The 13,425-nt window shown below is 70.3% G+C and carries 16 protein-coding genes and 1 pseudogene; 9 read left to right on the top strand and 8 right to left on the bottom strand.

The features are described from left to right. The first annotated feature begins 10 nt into the window (after positions 1 to 10). Both EER30_RS39715 and EER30_RS39710 read left to right on the top strand, forming a co-directional pair. Positions 11 to 604, top strand: coding sequence for an RNA polymerase sigma factor (locus EER30_RS39715; protein WP_127506786.1), 594 nt, complete (start codon positions 11 to 13; stop codon positions 602 to 604). Continuing rightward, positions 597 to 1,505, top strand: a complete 909-nt coding sequence (locus tag EER30_RS39710) for a CU044_5270 family protein (protein ID WP_127506785.1) — start codon at positions 597 to 599, stop codon at positions 1,503 to 1,505. Before EER30_RS39715 ends, EER30_RS39710 begins: the two co-directional genes overlap by 8 nt. Here the strand turns inward: EER30_RS39710 and EER30_RS39705 are convergent. Next, positions 1,493 to 2,203 carry a pyrimidine reductase family protein gene (locus tag EER30_RS39705; protein WP_127506844.1) on the bottom strand — a complete coding sequence of 237 codons (711 nt, stop codon included), beginning with the start codon at positions 2,201 to 2,203 and terminating at the stop codon, positions 1,493 to 1,495. The two genes, EER30_RS39710 and EER30_RS39705, sit on opposite strands and share 13 nt — an antisense overlap. Positions 2,204 to 2,463: 260 nt before the next feature. Between EER30_RS39705 and EER30_RS39700 the strand changes: the two genes are divergently transcribed. Together EER30_RS39700 and EER30_RS39695 are read left to right on the top strand one after the other, a co-directional pair. Further along, the gene (locus EER30_RS39700; RefSeq protein WP_127506784.1) at positions 2,464 to 3,171 is read left to right on the top strand and encodes an ACT domain-containing protein; all 708 of its coding nucleotides are present in this window, start codon (positions 2,464 to 2,466) and stop codon (positions 3,169 to 3,171) included. 105 nt (positions 3,172 to 3,276) lie between these two features. Further along, on the top strand, positions 3,277 to 4,320 hold the full coding sequence (locus tag EER30_RS39695; RefSeq protein WP_127506782.1) for a GNAT family N-acetyltransferase: 1,044 nt from the start codon (positions 3,277 to 3,279) through the stop codon (positions 4,318 to 4,320). Here EER30_RS39695 and bsaP read toward each other — a convergent pair. Both bsaP and bioB read right to left on the bottom strand, forming a co-directional pair. Next, complete coding sequence (gene bsaP, locus EER30_RS50260) at positions 4,315 to 4,491, bottom strand: biotin synthase auxiliary protein BsaP (RefSeq protein WP_489884464.1); 177 nt, start codon at positions 4,489 to 4,491, stop codon at positions 4,315 to 4,317. The two genes, EER30_RS39695 and bsaP, sit on opposite strands and share 6 nt — an antisense overlap. A 1-nt stretch (position 4,492) precedes the next feature. Continuing rightward, a complete protein-coding gene (bioB, locus tag EER30_RS39690; protein ID WP_127506780.1) occupies positions 4,493 to 5,488 on the bottom strand; it encodes a biotin synthase BioB in 996 nt (331 codons plus the stop codon). 253 nt (positions 5,489 to 5,741) lie between these two features. Between bioB and EER30_RS39685 the strand changes: the two genes are divergently transcribed. Then, entirely contained in the window at positions 5,742 to 6,875 is a 1,134-nt protein-coding gene (locus EER30_RS39685) for an 8-amino-7-oxononanoate synthase (protein ID WP_127506778.1), read from the top strand. Between the two features lie 644 nt (positions 6,876 to 7,519). Continuing rightward, entirely contained in the window at positions 7,520 to 8,308 is a 789-nt protein-coding gene (gene bioD, locus EER30_RS39680; protein ID WP_127506842.1) for a dethiobiotin synthase, read from the top strand. Here bioD and EER30_RS39675 read toward each other — a convergent pair. Then, the gene (locus tag EER30_RS39675) at positions 8,305 to 9,183 is read right to left on the bottom strand and encodes a helix-turn-helix domain-containing protein (RefSeq protein ID WP_127506776.1); all 879 of its coding nucleotides are present in this window, start codon (positions 9,181 to 9,183) and stop codon (positions 8,305 to 8,307) included. The two genes, bioD and EER30_RS39675, sit on opposite strands and share 4 nt — an antisense overlap. A gap of 38 nt (positions 9,184 to 9,221) precedes the next feature. Beyond that, positions 9,222 to 9,479 (bottom strand): hypothetical protein, encoded by a 258-nt coding sequence (locus EER30_RS39670; RefSeq protein WP_240670594.1) that lies wholly within the window; start codon positions 9,477 to 9,479, stop codon positions 9,222 to 9,224. 359 nt (positions 9,480 to 9,838) lie between these two features. Here EER30_RS39670 and EER30_RS47595 point away from each other — a divergent pair, with 359 nt between their 5' ends. After that, positions 9,839 to 9,994 (top strand): hypothetical protein, encoded by a 156-nt coding sequence (locus tag EER30_RS47595; protein WP_164842653.1) that lies wholly within the window; start codon positions 9,839 to 9,841, stop codon positions 9,992 to 9,994. A 6-nt stretch (positions 9,995 to 10,000) separates the two neighbouring features. Here the strand turns inward: EER30_RS47595 and EER30_RS39665 are convergent. Next, positions 10,001 to 10,798 (bottom strand): annotated as a pseudogene (locus tag EER30_RS39665) (glycosyl hydrolase family 65 domain-containing protein); the annotation flags it as partial. Then, complete coding sequence (locus EER30_RS39660; protein WP_240670596.1) at positions 10,792 to 11,088, bottom strand: hypothetical protein; 297 nt, start codon at positions 11,086 to 11,088, stop codon at positions 10,792 to 10,794. The gene EER30_RS39660 and the pseudogene EER30_RS39665, both read right to left, overlap by 7 nt. Before the next feature lie 173 nt (positions 11,089 to 11,261). Between EER30_RS39660 and EER30_RS39655 the strand changes: the two genes are divergently transcribed. Next, a complete protein-coding gene (locus EER30_RS39655) occupies positions 11,262 to 11,840 on the top strand; it encodes a GAF domain-containing protein (protein WP_127506771.1) in 579 nt (192 codons plus the stop codon). A 34-nt stretch (positions 11,841 to 11,874) separates the two neighbouring features. After that, positions 11,875 to 12,801, top strand: a complete 927-nt coding sequence (locus tag EER30_RS39650) for a diacylglycerol/lipid kinase family protein (RefSeq protein WP_127506769.1) — start codon at positions 11,875 to 11,877, stop codon at positions 12,799 to 12,801. On the opposite strand, the gene EER30_RS39645 is transcribed toward EER30_RS39650, so the two are convergent. After that, complete coding sequence (locus EER30_RS39645) at positions 12,762 to 13,421, bottom strand: glycosyltransferase family 2 protein (RefSeq protein WP_127506767.1); 660 nt, start codon at positions 13,419 to 13,421, stop codon at positions 12,762 to 12,764. The genes EER30_RS39650 and EER30_RS39645 overlap by 40 nt on opposite strands. Positions 13,422 to 13,425 lie beyond the last annotated feature (4 nt).

Here is a 13,425-nt window from a genome sequence, read left to right as displayed (position 1 = left end):
AAGGGCCCACATGACGGCCACGCAGGCCGGGTTGACCGACAGCGACCTCATCCGGCTGTCGCATGACCGCCCCGAGTCGTTCGGCGCGGTCTTCGACCGGCACGCCGCCACGCTCCACCGATATCTGGCCCGCCGAGCCGGGCGATCGCTGGCCGACGACCTGACCGCCGAGACGTTCCTCACCGCCTTCAAGAGCCGCACACGGTACGACGTAAGCCGCTCGGACGCCCTGCCCTGGCTCTACGGCATCGCCGCCAACCTGCTGCGCGGCCATCAGCGCGCCGAGCTGCGGCAATACCGGGCCCTGGCCCGCACCGGCGTCGACCCGGCGCTCGACGCCCCCGACGACCGTGTTCTCGCTCAGGTCACCGCGGCCGGGCACGTCCGGGCCCTGGCCGGCGTGCTGGCCAAGCCCAACCCGGGCGAGCGCGACGTCCTGACTCTGTACAGCCAGGCCGAGCTCAGCTACCCCGAGGTGGCGCGGGCCCTGGACATCCCGATCGGCACCGTCCGGTCCCGCCTGCACAGCGCCCGCAAGCGCCTGCGCGCCGCCCTGCACGACTTCCCCCACCTCGACCTCACGAACGGGATCGACGATGAATGACCTGGATCTGATGAAGGGGTTCCGCGACGAGGCCACCCCGCCCGACCCGGAAGTGCTCGCCGACGCTCGCGCGGCGATGTTCCGCACCGAGACGGCAAAGCCGCGAAGGCGATGGATGCGGAGCCTGCTGCCGGTCGGTGCCCTGGCCGTCGCGGTCGCCGTGGCCGTCGTGGTGACGAGGCCGCGAGAGGCGGTTCAGGCTCCGCCCGACGCCGAGGCCGTCCAGGTGTTGCGCCTGGCCGCGGCCGAGGCCCGCCGGGAGCCGGTCCTGTCCGCCCGGCCCGACCAGTTCGTGTACGTCGAGTCGCAGGTCGCCTGGGCGGGAAGCATCCTGACGGACGGCAAGACGACCTACCAACCACCGGTGGAGAAGCATCGTGAGATCTGGCTGTCGGTCGACGGCAGCCAGAAGGGCTGGGTCCGGGAGAGGGCGGACAGGCCGGGCGACGAATTCAACATGGACGTGCCCATCGACGGGGGCGTCACCCCGGCTTACCTCACCGACCTGCCCACCGACCCCGCGAAGATGCGGGAATGGCTCTACAACGGCCCCGACAACAAGAATCCGGAGGACCGCCGGGCCTGGACCATGATCGGCGACACGCTGCGCGAGCAGTACCTGGCGCCGGCGGCGGTGTCGGCGATGTTCGAGGCGGCGGCCACCATCCCGGGCACCTCGGTCGTCAAGCAGATCGACCTGGCCGGGCGGCGTGGGATCGCGGTGTCCCGCACCGACGGCGGGCTACGCAGCGACCTCATCTTCGACGCGACGACGTACCGGTTCCTGGGCGAGCGTGAGGTGGCCGTGAACGACGTGGTTCCGTACCCGAAGGGCTCTGTTGTGGGGTGGACGGCGCAGCTCAAGGTCGCGATCGTGGACGGGGCCGGTCAGCGGCCGTAACGCAGGAAGAGCATGTCCTCGAGCGTGAGCACGTGGCGCAGGGACATGCTCCGCGGCTGCGGGGTGGCGGGTCCGGCCGCGATTCGACCCGGGCCGCCGCCCACCAGCATCGGCGAGACGGTCAGGCACAGCTCGGTCACCAGGTCGGCCTCGATCAGTGAACCGAGCAGGTGGGGGCCGCCCTCGCTGAGAAGCTGAGTGGCGCCCCGCTCGTGCAGGGCGGCGACCCCCGCGGCCAGGTCGACCCGGTCATCGCCGGCCGCGATGACGTCGGCCACCTCGGCGACCCGCTCGGCCGGCGCGCCGCGGCAGGTCAGCACGATCGGGCGGATCGGGGCGTCCGAGAAGACGAGCTGGTCGAGGTCGAGGTTCAGCGAACGCGAGACGATCACCATGAGCGGGAACTCGGGCAGGCCGTGGTCGAGCCGCCATTTGCGGGCCTCGGGGGTCAGCCGCAGCGCGTCGTAGTTCTCCGCCTTGACCGTGCCCGACGCCACGATCAGCGCGTCGCAGACCATCCGCAGCGACTCGAAGATCTCTTTGTCGCCGGGGCCGTGCAGGCCGCCGGAAAGCCCGTCGACCGTGACCGCGCCGTCGACGCTGGCGATGAAGTTGACCCGCAACGCCGGCTCGGGCAACCGTGGGTAGAGCTCGACCAGTCCGTCGGGCGACGACGGCCACGCGGTGAACGCGGTCATGAGCCGGGTGGGCCGGTGACCGGCGGAGTCGGCTCGGGCGCCTTGTGCTGGCAGTCGCACCAGGAGCCGCCCCGGCACTCCTCGTGCCGCCGCTCCCGGCAGGCCTGACAAATCACGTCTGAGACCCTACTCGTACGCTGATGTGATCCTCGGCACTTGACCCCTTCAGACATGACGTCGCAACCAGGGCGAAACGCCGAATTGTCAGGCTGTACGCCTACGGGGACGGCCTCGTCGTGCCGTCAGACGGGAGAAGCCGCATGTTGCTGCGAGTTCGAGTTACCCTGCCCGACCGCCCCGGCGCTCTCGGCCAGGTGGCGCGCACGCTGGGCGTCGCCGGCGCCGACATCGTGCAGGTGGTGGTCCTCGAACGGCTCGGCGGCCGCGCCGTCGACGACTTCACCGTCGTGTGGCCCGGGGCCTCTCGCGTGGAGCGGCTCCTCGCCGGTCTCGCCGCGATCCCCGGTGTGCAGGTCGACGGTGTGTGGAAGGCGATCGGTGCCCCCATCTCGGGCGGTCACGACGCCGAACTGCTCGCCCAGGTCGCCGCGAACCCGGCCGACGGTCTCGCCACGCTGGTCGACGCCGTGCCCGGCCTGCTCGCGGCCGACTGGGCCGCCGCCGCCGTGGTCCCGTCCGACTGGGCCGCCCGCTCGGCCGAGCCCCGCACGTTGCCGTCCGAGCCCGCCGTGGCGTACGCGAGCTGGCGCGCTCCGTCCCCGCTGGTGCTGCCCGAGATCACCCCGTTGCGGGCCCGGCCGCTCTCCGGCGCCGAGAGCACCCGTTACGCGATCGCCCCGTTCGGTCGGGCCGGCCTCGTGCTGGTCCTCGCCCGCTCCGACGAGGAGGAGCTGCCCCCGGCCGCCTTCCACGTCACCGAGGTCGACCGGGTCGCCCAGCTCGTCAAGGCGGCCGCGGTGATCCTCGGCGACCGGCTCGACGCGGCCGCCGTGCCGTCGCCGCTGTGATCGGTCTCTCGCCGAAAGCGCAGCTCAAGCAATGTCCGCTTAACAGCTCACGAGGAAGATTGAAGGCGGTACAACTGATGTGACTCGCCGAAAGGAGTGCCACGCATGGCACTGTGGCGGATCCGGGCCACGGTTGACGACCGGCCGGGCTACCTCTCCGTTCTGACCGCCAGTCTCGCCCTGAAATCGGTGAACATCCTCGCCGTCCAGGTGCACACGACCGAGAAGGGCGCGGTCGACGACTTCCTGATCGACGCGCCCGACTCGATGACCGAGTCCGACCTGCTCTCCGCGATCGCCAAGGGCCGCGGCCGCGACGCGTTCGTGGCCCGGGCCGAAGCGCAGGGCCTGGTCGACCAGCCGACCCGGGCGCTCGCGCTGGCCGGCCGGCTCGTGCACGATCCCGACACCCTCGGCGAGGCGCTCGTCGCCCTGCTCGACGCGACCGAGGTGCGCTGGCGGCCCGAGTCGCCGGCCACCCGCCCCGGCTACGACGCCTCGCGCATGACGCTGGCCGACCCGACCGGCGGCTCGTTCGAGGTGCTGCGCGCGATCCCGGCCTTCACCCCGGCCGAATACGCGCGGGCGCAGGCTCTGGTCGAGCTCTCCGGCGCGATACTGCACCGGCAGGAGGAGCACACCACGCTGCTGCTGCCCGACGGCACCGAGCTGCTGATCCGGGCGGCCACCGCGGACGACCTCGAGGCCGTCCGCGGCCTGCACGAGCGCAGCTCGGCCGAGACCGTCCAGCGCCGCTACCTGGGCGGCGGACCGCCGAACGAGACACGGCTGGCCCGCCTGCTCGATCCGGTCGACGACGGCCGCACCCTGCTGGCGCTGGCCGGCGACCGGGTCGTGGCGATGGCCAACCTGCTCGTCGAGGGCGACCTGGGCGAGATCGCGATGCTGGTGGAAGACGACTGGCAGCGCCGCGGCATCGGCACCGCCCTGCTGCGCCGGGTGCGGGCCTATGCGGAACACACCCACTTCGCCGCGCTGGTCGCGCACACCGCCGCCGACAACGTGGCGATGCTGCGCACCCTGCGGCGTCTCGGGGCCGGCCCGGTCGAGCGCGACGGCACGCTCGTCAGTGTGACGTTGCCGATCGCCGGTCACCGTGAGGCCGGCAAAGAGACGTCCCGCCTATGACGTACGGGTGCCGTGCTCGACGCAGGTGGCGGTCCACCCGGTCGGCACGACCTGCACCCTCATGCGCCGGCGGCAGTCGGGGCAGAAGCGAGGGGGCTCCAGCTCGCGGGCCGAGGCACACGCCGTGTGATCACCCTCAGAGGTGAGCTGGCCGCACCGGTCGCAGTACATCTCAGATCGTCGCCGACAGCGCCTTGACCGGCATCTTCAGGTCTTGCAGCAGCTCGAGGTCGGCGGTCGCCGGGCGGCCCAGCGTCGTCAGGTAGTTGCCGACGATCACCGCGTTGATGCCGCCGAGCAGCCCGTCGCGCGTACCCAGGTCGCCCAGGGTGATCTCCCGGCCGCCGGCGAACCGCAGGATCGTACGGGGCATGGCGAGGCGGAACGCGGCGATGGCACGCAGTGCGTCCTTGCCCTCGACGACCGGCTGGTCACCCAACGGCGTGCCCGGCCGCGGGTTGAGGAAGTTCATCGGGACCTCGTGCGGGTCGAGCTGAGCCAGCTGGGCGGCGAACTCGGCCCGCTGCTCCAGCGACTCGCCGAGGCCCAGGATGCCGCCGCAGCAGACCTCCATGCCCGAGTCGCGCACCATCTTGAGGGTGCTCCAGCGCTCTTCCCACGTGTGGGTGGTCACCACGTTCGGGAAGTGCGACTCGCACGTCTCGAGGTTGTGGTTGTAGCGGTGCACACCCATGTCGACCAGGTCGTCGACCTGCTCCTGGGTGAGCATGCCGAGGCTGGCCGCGACCTGGATGTCGACCTCGGCCTTGATCGCCTTGACGCCCTCACGCATCTGCTGCATGAGCCGCTTGTCGGGCCCGCGGACGGCGGCCACGATGCAGAACTCGGTCGCCCCCGTGGCGGCGGTCTGCTTGGCCGCCTCGACCAGCGACGGGATGTCGAGCCAGACCGAGCGCACCGGCGACGCGAACAGGCCGGACTGCGAGCAGAAGTGGCAGTCCTCGGGGCAGCCGCCGGTCTTGAGCGAGATGATGCCCTCGACCTCGACCTCGGGTCCGCACCACTTCATGCGTACGTCGTGAGCCAGCTGAAGCAGCTCGGGAAGATCTTCGTCGGGCGACCGCAGCACCTCGAGGATCTGCGCCTCGTCGAGGCCGACACCGTCGGTAAGAACCTGGGCGCGGGCCCGGTCGAGGATCTCTGACATGCCCGAACGGTAGCAAGCCTTCAGTCCGGTCTTGGGTGGTGGGCGGGGCGGTTGGACGGAAGCCTTCAGTCCGGTCCTGGGTGGTGGGCGGGGCGGTTGGATGGAAGCCTTCAGTCCGGTCCTGGGTGGTGGGCGGGGCGGTTGGATGGAAGCGCTCAGGCGGTTCTTCTGGGGTGGGCCGGGGGCTTCGGGGCCGGAAACAGTGTCGGTGGTGGGTGGTAGTTTTCCATTCTCGTGATCGCTGGAGGGCGCCTTGGCTGACTGGTTGGAGGCCCTGGAAGGCCTGGCCGCAAGCAGGGCCAAGGCCGGGCTGACCCGTCGGCTGCGCCCGCGTCCGGCCGGCGACCCCGTCGTCGATCTGGCCGGCAACGACTATCTCGGCCTGGCCACCCACCCTCGGGTGATCGACGCCTCAGTCCAAGGTCTTTCCGCGTACGGGCTGGGCGCCACCGGTTCCCGCCTCGTCCGCGGATCGACGACGTCCCATGCCGAGCTCGAGTGTGCGCTGGCCGACTGGCTGGGCTCGCCGTCCGCGCTGGTCTTCTCGTCGGGCTACCTGGCCAACCTCGCGGCCGTGCGCAGCCTCGCCGGCGTGTGTGACCTGATCGTCTCCGACGCCTACAACCACGCCTCGCTGATCGACGGCTGCAAGATCTCCGGCGTACGCACCGTGGTCGCGCCCCACAACTCCCCGGCCGGCGTCGCTGAGATCCTCGACACCCACCCCGGCCGTGCGCTCGTCATCACCGAGTCGATCTTCTCGGTCGACGGCGACCTGGCCCCACTCGCGTCGCTCCACGAGGTGACGTCGTCCCGCGGCGCGCTGCTGCTGGTCGACGACGCCCACGCCCTCGGCCTGCTCGGCCCGTCCGGCGCCGGCGGCGTGGTCGCGGCGGGGCTGGCCGGCCGCAACGACGTGATCATCACCGCCACGCTGTCCAAATCGCTGGGTGGCGCGGGCGGCGTCGTCGCCGGTCCCGCCCCGTTCGTGCAACACCTGGTCGACAGCGGCCGCACGTTCATCTACGACACCGCGTTACCGCCCGCCGTCGCCGCCGGGGTGCTCGAGGCGGTCAACGTCGCCCGTGCCGCCGACGACCGCCGTGCCCTCCTGACCTCCCGCGGCGCCCTGACCGTCTCGCGGTTGCGCGAGGCCGGGCTGCAGGTCTCCGAGCCGGCCGCGGGTGTCCTGTCGGTCATGGCCCCCGGCCCCGAGGCGGCGCTCGCCTGGGCCGAGGACTGCCGCGACCACGGCATCGCCGTCGGCTGCTTCCGCCCGCCGTCCACCCCCGACGGCAGTTCCCGCCTGCGCCTCACCCTGAACGCGGGCATCCCCGACGGCGATTTCGCCCGCGCCCTGGACGTGATCGTGGAGTGCTCACCGTGACCCGCCCCCATCGCTCCGCCGCCGCCTCCGCCGACCTCCGCGAGGTGCTGACCCGCCTCCCGGCCGCGAATGTGATCCTCTCGGCCTGCCCGAAGGGCTTTACCCTCGGCCGCTCCGCCCCGATCGCCCTGGTCGGTCCCGAGTTGCTCCTCACCCCGATCGATCTGGAGGCCCTCGTCGCCCCGGCCGAGCCATCCGCTGTCACCGCGGCGCCGCTCCCTCTTCAGCGCGGCAACGGCCACGAGCTCCCCGAGCTGGTCGTCGTCCCCGAGCCCGTCGCTCCGACGAGCACGGCCCCGCCGATCGAGCCCGAGCCGCTCGCCCCCGAGCAAGCGCCGCCCGCTTCTCCTTCCCCGGGCCATCCTGTGCCAGATCTTCCTGTGCCGGTTTCTCCCGCGCCGGTCTCCCCCGCACCCGATGCACCGGCGCCCGTCAGCCCCGCCCCTGTCAGCCCCGCCCCTGTCAGCCCCGCCCCTGTCAGCCCCGCCCCCGACACGCCGGCGCCCGTCAGCCCCGCGCCCGTCAGCCCTGCGCCTGTCGGGCCCGAGCCCGCTTCGCCCGCTCCCGTTTCCCCCGCGCCGGAGGCTCCCGGCTCGGCGCTGGCTGACGAGGTGCTTCCCAGCGGCGAAGAACTCGGCGCCGAGATCGCGGCTGAACTCTCCGCCCAGGCCCAGCCCCAGCCGCGGCGGCCCGAGGCCGGGGAGTGGCGGGGCGTCGTGCTCGTCACGGGCACCGACACCGACGTCGGCAAGACCATCGTCACCGCCGCCGTGGCCGCGGCGGCGCAGGCTTCCGGGCTGCGCGTCGCGGTGATCAAGCCGGGGCAGACCGGCATCGCAACCGGCGCCCCCACCGACATCGAGACCATCACCCGCCTGGCCGCGCCGGACACCACCCGCACGCTGGCCGAATATCCCGAACCGATGGCCCCCTTGGCCGCCGCCACCGTGGCCTCGCTGCCGCCGCTCGAGCTCTACGAGGTGGTCGATGCCATCCGGGCCGAGGCCGACAAGCACGACCTCGTGCTGGTCGAGGGCGCCGGCGGTCTGCTCGTGCCGATGGGCGTGCGGCCCTCGGGCGAGTCGTGGACCGTCGCCGACCTGGCCACCACGCTGGGCATCAGCACCATCGTGGTCGCCCGCGCCGGCCTCGGCACCCTCAACCACACCGCGCTCACCCTCGAAGCGCTCGCCCGCCGGGGCGTACCGGCCGGGGTTGTCATCGGCGCCTGGCCCGCCGACCCCGAACTGGTCCACTGGGCCAACCTCAGCGAGCTCGTGCCCCACCTGATCGGCGCCCTCCCCGACGGCGCCGGCGCGATGGACCCGGGCGTCTTCCGCCGCTCAGCGCCGGGCTGGCTGACCCCGGCCCTCTACGGCGTCCTCGACAACTGGCGCGTCTGGGCCGAGGAGTTCGGCGAGGGCCACCACTAACCCGGCGATTGAAGCTGCTTGATGTAGCTCTGCTCATATCGGGCGAGGAACGGTGCGACCTCGGTCGACTCCGCGTCAAGTGCGTCAAAAACACCGCGATAACTTTCGACGTCGCGATGACTGCGCGAGATGAGCCCGGTGTTGTAGAGATCGACCACGACGAGATCATCGTCGTAGAGGAAGAAGTTGTGCATCAGGGGAATGTCGATCGGTGCCTCTTCGGGAACGATCCCGATGCGAACGTTGTCGCTCCGTGCGATGACCTCGCGAAGGTGATGGATCTGAGCCAGCATCTCGATCGGCGGGTAGAGCCGGCGTTTCAGGACAGCCTCACCGATGATGAAGTGGAACGTCTTGGACCGGTCGGCCAGCACCTCCTGCCTCCGTAGCCGGGCCGAGACGGCGGCCAGCAGCGCGGGCTCGGTTAGATCGCCGGCGGTCATCGGCGCCAGGCGCTGGAAGGTCCGGAGCACGAGCTTCGCATAGCCACTGGTCTGCAGCGGACCGGGCACGAGGACCGGTTCGAAGGCGCGTAAGGACTGGGCGGTCAACTCCCAGTCCATCATGGTCTTCTGCCGACCGGCGAGGCTCGGTGTCGCCGGCCGCCAGTCGGTCATCCGATCCTGGGACCGCTCGGCCCGGGCCATCAACTCGGCCACGTTGTTCTCATCGGCGCCGAGGGCACGAGCGATGGCCCCGATGTCTTCCGGGTCAGCCAGGCCTATTCCTCGCTCGATGCGGGAAATTTTGGGTTGACTCATCCGCACGATGGCAGCGAGTTTGGCGCCCGTCAGCCGCTTCTGCCGGCGCATCCGGGCCAGGGCGGCGCCGACCGGCTCACCCTCGAGATCAGGGGTGTCCGGATCCGGTGGCATCTGGACACCTCCCCACGACGTGAAACGACGAGCGGTTCTCAGGGCAGGTTGCGCACGGCCTCGGCCAGCAGGTCGAGGGGGATTTCCACCAGCGACTCCCCCTCGGGCACTTCGACGCCGGCCTGATCGGCCCACACCCGGTAGCCCTGCACGATCAGGGTGCCGGAACCGGTCGCGTAAAAGACGGTGGGACACGATCCGCTGGCGCATTGGTTGGCGATCGTTCGCAGGGCGCCGAACGACTTAGCGTGTTCGGCCGCTTCGTTAGCGTCGATCTCTTGACCTCCATTATTCACAACCGAAAGAATAATTTAGACGGAGTCTGGGTTGCCCGTTTTGGTGAGAAAATCCGTGTCTGAATGATGACAAGCCGGACATCAGACACCGGCCTTTGGTGGTAGATGTCAGGCATCCAACTGGCAGTCTGCAGCCTATCAATCTGCCATATAGCCGGTAAGTGGAGCGTGATTCTTTCACGCCATGTGAATACACGTGGAAAATTCGCGAACCTTGAATCAACACTCAGGGTAGTCAACTAGACACTCTGGTGGTAGCTATGATCGACAGGGCCTCACACACCCCGCTTCCCACGACCGAGACGCCGCCCCTCCCTTCGCCGCAGCCTAGGGTGCCGCGTCGTGCCAAGGTCTTGCTCATGGTGGCCGTGGCCGCGGTCGTCAGTGGAGCTGCGGCCCTGCTGTCTCTCGCGGGGGAGAACAACGTCCCCACCGCCATCCTCACCGCCGGGGGCGCTTTCGCCGCGGCCCTCGGCCTGTTGCTGACCGTCGCCCATTACGCGGGCCCGCAGTGACAGCGGTCAGACCGTGTGGCGCTTCGGGGGCCGCGGTGACGGCGGGGCGGGGGCGTCGCCGATCGGGTCCACTGTGAACCTCGTCTGCTCATCGGCTCGTACGTGAATCTCTTTGCCCTCGTGGCGGAAGGTGATGTCGCCGTCGGACGCGTAGGTCACCGAGCCTCGGGTGATCGTGACCCGCAGGTCGGCGCCTCGCCAGTGCAGGCGGAAGGCCAGGCGGGTCAGGAGCGGGGGCAGGCGCGGGGCGAAGGACAGCTCACCGTCGTGGTCGCGCAGGCCGCCGAAGCCCATGACCAGGGCGATCCACGCGCCCGCGCACGCCGCGATGTGCAGGCCGTCGCCGCCGGACTCGCCGCCGCGCCGCAGGTCGAGCAGCGCCGCCTCGGCCAGGTAGTCGTGGGCCAGCGACAGGTGTCCCAGCTCGGCCGCGAGCACTGCCTGGATCGGCGCCGACAGTGAAGAGTCGCGCACCGTACGGGCCTCGTAGTAGGCGAAGTTGCGGCGTTTCTCGTCGAGGGTGAACGCGTCGCCGTTGGTCATCATGGCCAGCACCAGGTCGGCCTGCTTCACGACCTGTTTGCGATAGAGGTTGAGGTAGTGGTGGCCCAGCATCAGCGGATAGTCCTGATCGCCGAAGTCCCACTCGGGCAGCCGGGTGAATCCGGCGGACTGCTCGTGAACCCCGCGGCCCTCGTCGTACGGAATGTTGAGGCAGTCGGCCAGCTTCGAGAAGCCATTGGGCGCAGCGCGCAGGTTCCGCTGGGCCATCAGGTTGGTGTAGATATTGTCGTCCATCAGTGCTCGCCGTCGACGAAGAGCGCGATTCGCTTGCCGTTGGGGCCGTTCACGATCGTCTGCGTGCGCTGCGGGAAGCCGTACGCCTCCTCGGGGTAGTGCAGGTCGCGCTCCTCGAAGAGCGAGTTGAGGAACGTGCCCGGCATGCCTCCGGGGTGGGGTTCCTCGAGGTTGGCCCGCAGTCCGATGTGGCCGTTGGCGAGCGCGAAGATCGACTCTCCCTGGCGGAGAGCGCCGTCCTCCTCGACGGGGGCGCCGCGCTCGCGGACAGCCCAGGGCTCGGGTGGGCCGATCACGGCCGCGGTCGGTTGTCGCACGTCGCTCTCTTACCCAGCGACTGACTGCTTGTGCGATTTTCACCCCTGAGGCTTCGCTGTGAACCGAATTCGCCCATCAAGAGCATTGCAGGACACCGATGCCCTTCCTAGGCTCGCATGCACGGTTGCCACTGTGAGGGGGATCACTCGAAATGACGAACAGCAATCCCGTGTCGTCGAACGCGTACGAGTATCTGGACAACGTCGGCCCCGAGGAGCAGGCGCGGCTCGAGGCCGTCCGCCGCTACCGGCTGGTCGATCAGCCGGTTGAGGACGCGTACGACCGGATCGCGTTCGTCGCCGGCGCCATCTTCGACACTCCGATCGCGACGGTGTCGCTGGTCGAGCAGGACCGGGTCTGGCTCGCCGCCTGCCAGGGCCTCAGCGGGGTACGCGAGGTCGGCAAGGAGCCGGGCCTCTGCGCGTCGGTCATCGCCCAGGACGACGTCTACGTGATCAACAACGCCGCCGTCGACCCGCGCACGCTGGAGCACCCGCTCGTCCGCGGCGAACTGGGCCTGCGCTTCTATGCGGCCGCGCCGATCCGCACCCACGACGGGTACCGCCTCGGCACCGTCAACGTGATCGACAACCGGCCCCGCGAGGCCACCAAACGCCAGCTCAAGGCCCTGGAGAACCTGGCCGCGATGGTCTCCGACGAGTTGGAGCTGCGCCTCATGGTGATCCGCAGCGCGGCCGCCGAGCAGCGCATGCGCGAGACGGTCAGCTGATTATCGTTCCATCGATTCGGGTAGTCCGCTGTCCATGCGAACCCCCCGCAAAATCGCCGTAGTCGCGCATCAGAAGAAGTCGCTGGGCGGCGGCCTGGACGAACTGCGCCGCCGCCTGACCGACGCGGGCATCGACGACCTGCTCTGGTTCGAGGTGCCGAAGAGCAAGAAGGCGCCGAAGGAAGTGCGGAAGGCGATCGACGCGAAGGTCGACCGGCTGATCGTCTGGGGCGGCGACGGCATGGTGCAGCGCGCGCTCGACGTGCTGGCCCACTCCAAGAGCCAGGTGCCGCTGGGCATCATCCCGGCCGGGACCGGCAACCTGCTCGCCACCAACCTGGGCATCCCCACCACGCTGGAGGAGTCGGTCGAGGTCGCGCTGCACGGCGAACCGCACCGCGTCGACCTGGGCAAACTCGCCGGCGAATACTTCGGCGTGATGGCCGGCATCGGCTTCGACGGCGCGATGATCAACGACGCCGACCGCAACATGAAGGACCGGCTCGGCAAGCTGGCGTACGTCTGGGCCGGCCTTCGGCACGTGAACGGCGAAGCGGCCACCGCGACGATCACGATCGACGGCACCAAGTGGTTCGAGGACGAGGCGAGCTGCGTGCTGATCGGCAACGTCGGCCGCATCACCGGCGGCATCAAGGCGTTCGACGACGCGAAACCCGACGACGGCTGGCTCGACGTCGGGGTGGCCACGGCCCAGGGCGCGCTGCAATGGGCGCGGGCGCTAGGCACGATGGCCGTCGGAAGAAGCGACAGTTCCCCCTTCGTACGCACCACGCGCGCCCGCCGCATCGAGGTCAAGCTCAAGTCCAAGATGGAGTACGAACTGGACGGCGGAGCCCGTACGCGGACGAAGTCGTTCACGGCCAAGGTCGCGCCGGGCGCCGTGAAGATCCTCGTGCCGGCTCAACGGTCGAGCACGACGAACCTCAGCAGCGCGCGATAGATCCGGACGGCATCGCGCACCGAGCCGAAGTGCGACGACGCGTTGCCGTCCAAATAGGTCGTGGCGATCTCGACCTGCTCGATCGCGTGGCCGGCGCGGGCCGCCGCGAGCAGCACGTTCATCTCGTACTCGAACCGCTCGCCGGGCACCGTGACCAGCCAGGACAGCAAGGTGGACGGGTAACCGCGCAGCCCGGTCTGGGTGTCGCCGACCCAGCGCCCGGTCGCGGCCCGGAAGAGCACGCGGGTGATCGCGTTGCCGACCTGGCTGCGCGGCGGCATGCGCCGCACCCGCCGAACTCCGAGCACGGTCGCGCCCGAGTCTCGTACCCGGGTGGCGACCCGCAGGATGTCGTCGACGCTGTGCTGCCCGTCCGCGTCGGCGCAGACCACCTCGTGACCCGGGTGCGCCGTGGTGACGTACGCGAAGCCGGTCTTCAACGCCGCACCCTTGCCGCGATTGGCCGGATGCCGCAGCACCGTGCAGCCGGGCACGTCGACCGGGTGATCGCTGCCGTCGTCGACCACCACGATCGCGTCGTCGAAGCCGGCCTTCCGCACGTCGGCGACCAGCCGCGGCAACCCGTCACCCGGTTGGAAAACCGGCAAAAGCAGCACCATGCCG

The sequence above is a fragment of the Actinoplanes solisilvae genome, from assembly GCF_003999975.1.
GTDB classification, from domain to species: Bacteria; Actinomycetota; Actinomycetes; order Mycobacteriales; family Micromonosporaceae; genus Actinoplanes; species Actinoplanes solisilvae.
Note: the sequence above shows the minus strand (reverse complement) of the source record. Positions and strands in the feature narration are given on the sequence as shown.

What these genes read in the sequence shown, in the direction of transcription:
- EER30_RS39715 (WP_127506786.1), top strand. Translation starts at nt 11, where the DNA reads ATGACGGCCACGCAGGCCGGGTTGACCGACAGCGACCTCATCCGGCTG.
- EER30_RS39645 (WP_127506767.1), bottom strand. Translation starts at nt 13,421, where the DNA reads ATGGTGCTGCTTTTGCCGGTTTTCCAACCGGGTGACGGGTTGCCGCGG.
- bsaP (WP_489884464.1), bottom strand. Translation starts at nt 4,491, where the DNA reads ATGTACTGCGACCGGTGCGGCCAGCTCACCTCTGAGGGTGATCACACG.
- EER30_RS47595 (WP_164842653.1), top strand. Translation starts at nt 9,839, where the DNA reads ATGGTGGCCGTGGCCGCGGTCGTCAGTGGAGCTGCGGCCCTGCTGTCT.
- EER30_RS39655 (WP_127506771.1), top strand. Translation starts at nt 11,262, where the DNA reads ATGACGAACAGCAATCCCGTGTCGTCGAACGCGTACGAGTATCTGGAC.
- EER30_RS39695 (WP_127506782.1), top strand. Translation starts at nt 3,277, where the DNA reads ATGGCACTGTGGCGGATCCGGGCCACGGTTGACGACCGGCCGGGCTAC.
- bioB (WP_127506780.1), bottom strand. Translation starts at nt 5,488, where the DNA reads ATGTCAGAGATCCTCGACCGGGCCCGCGCCCAGGTTCTTACCGACGGT.
- EER30_RS39705 (WP_127506844.1), bottom strand. Translation starts at nt 2,203, where the DNA reads ATGACCGCGTTCACCGCGTGGCCGTCGTCGCCCGACGGACTGGTCGAG.
- EER30_RS39650 (WP_127506769.1), top strand. Translation starts at nt 11,875, where the DNA reads ATGCGAACCCCCCGCAAAATCGCCGTAGTCGCGCATCAGAAGAAGTCG.
- EER30_RS39700 (WP_127506784.1), top strand. Translation starts at nt 2,464, where the DNA reads ATGTTGCTGCGAGTTCGAGTTACCCTGCCCGACCGCCCCGGCGCTCTC.
- EER30_RS39675 (WP_127506776.1), bottom strand. Translation starts at nt 9,183, where the DNA reads ATGCCACCGGATCCGGACACCCCTGATCTCGAGGGTGAGCCGGTCGGC.
- EER30_RS39710 (WP_127506785.1), top strand. Translation starts at nt 597, where the DNA reads ATGAATGACCTGGATCTGATGAAGGGGTTCCGCGACGAGGCCACCCCG.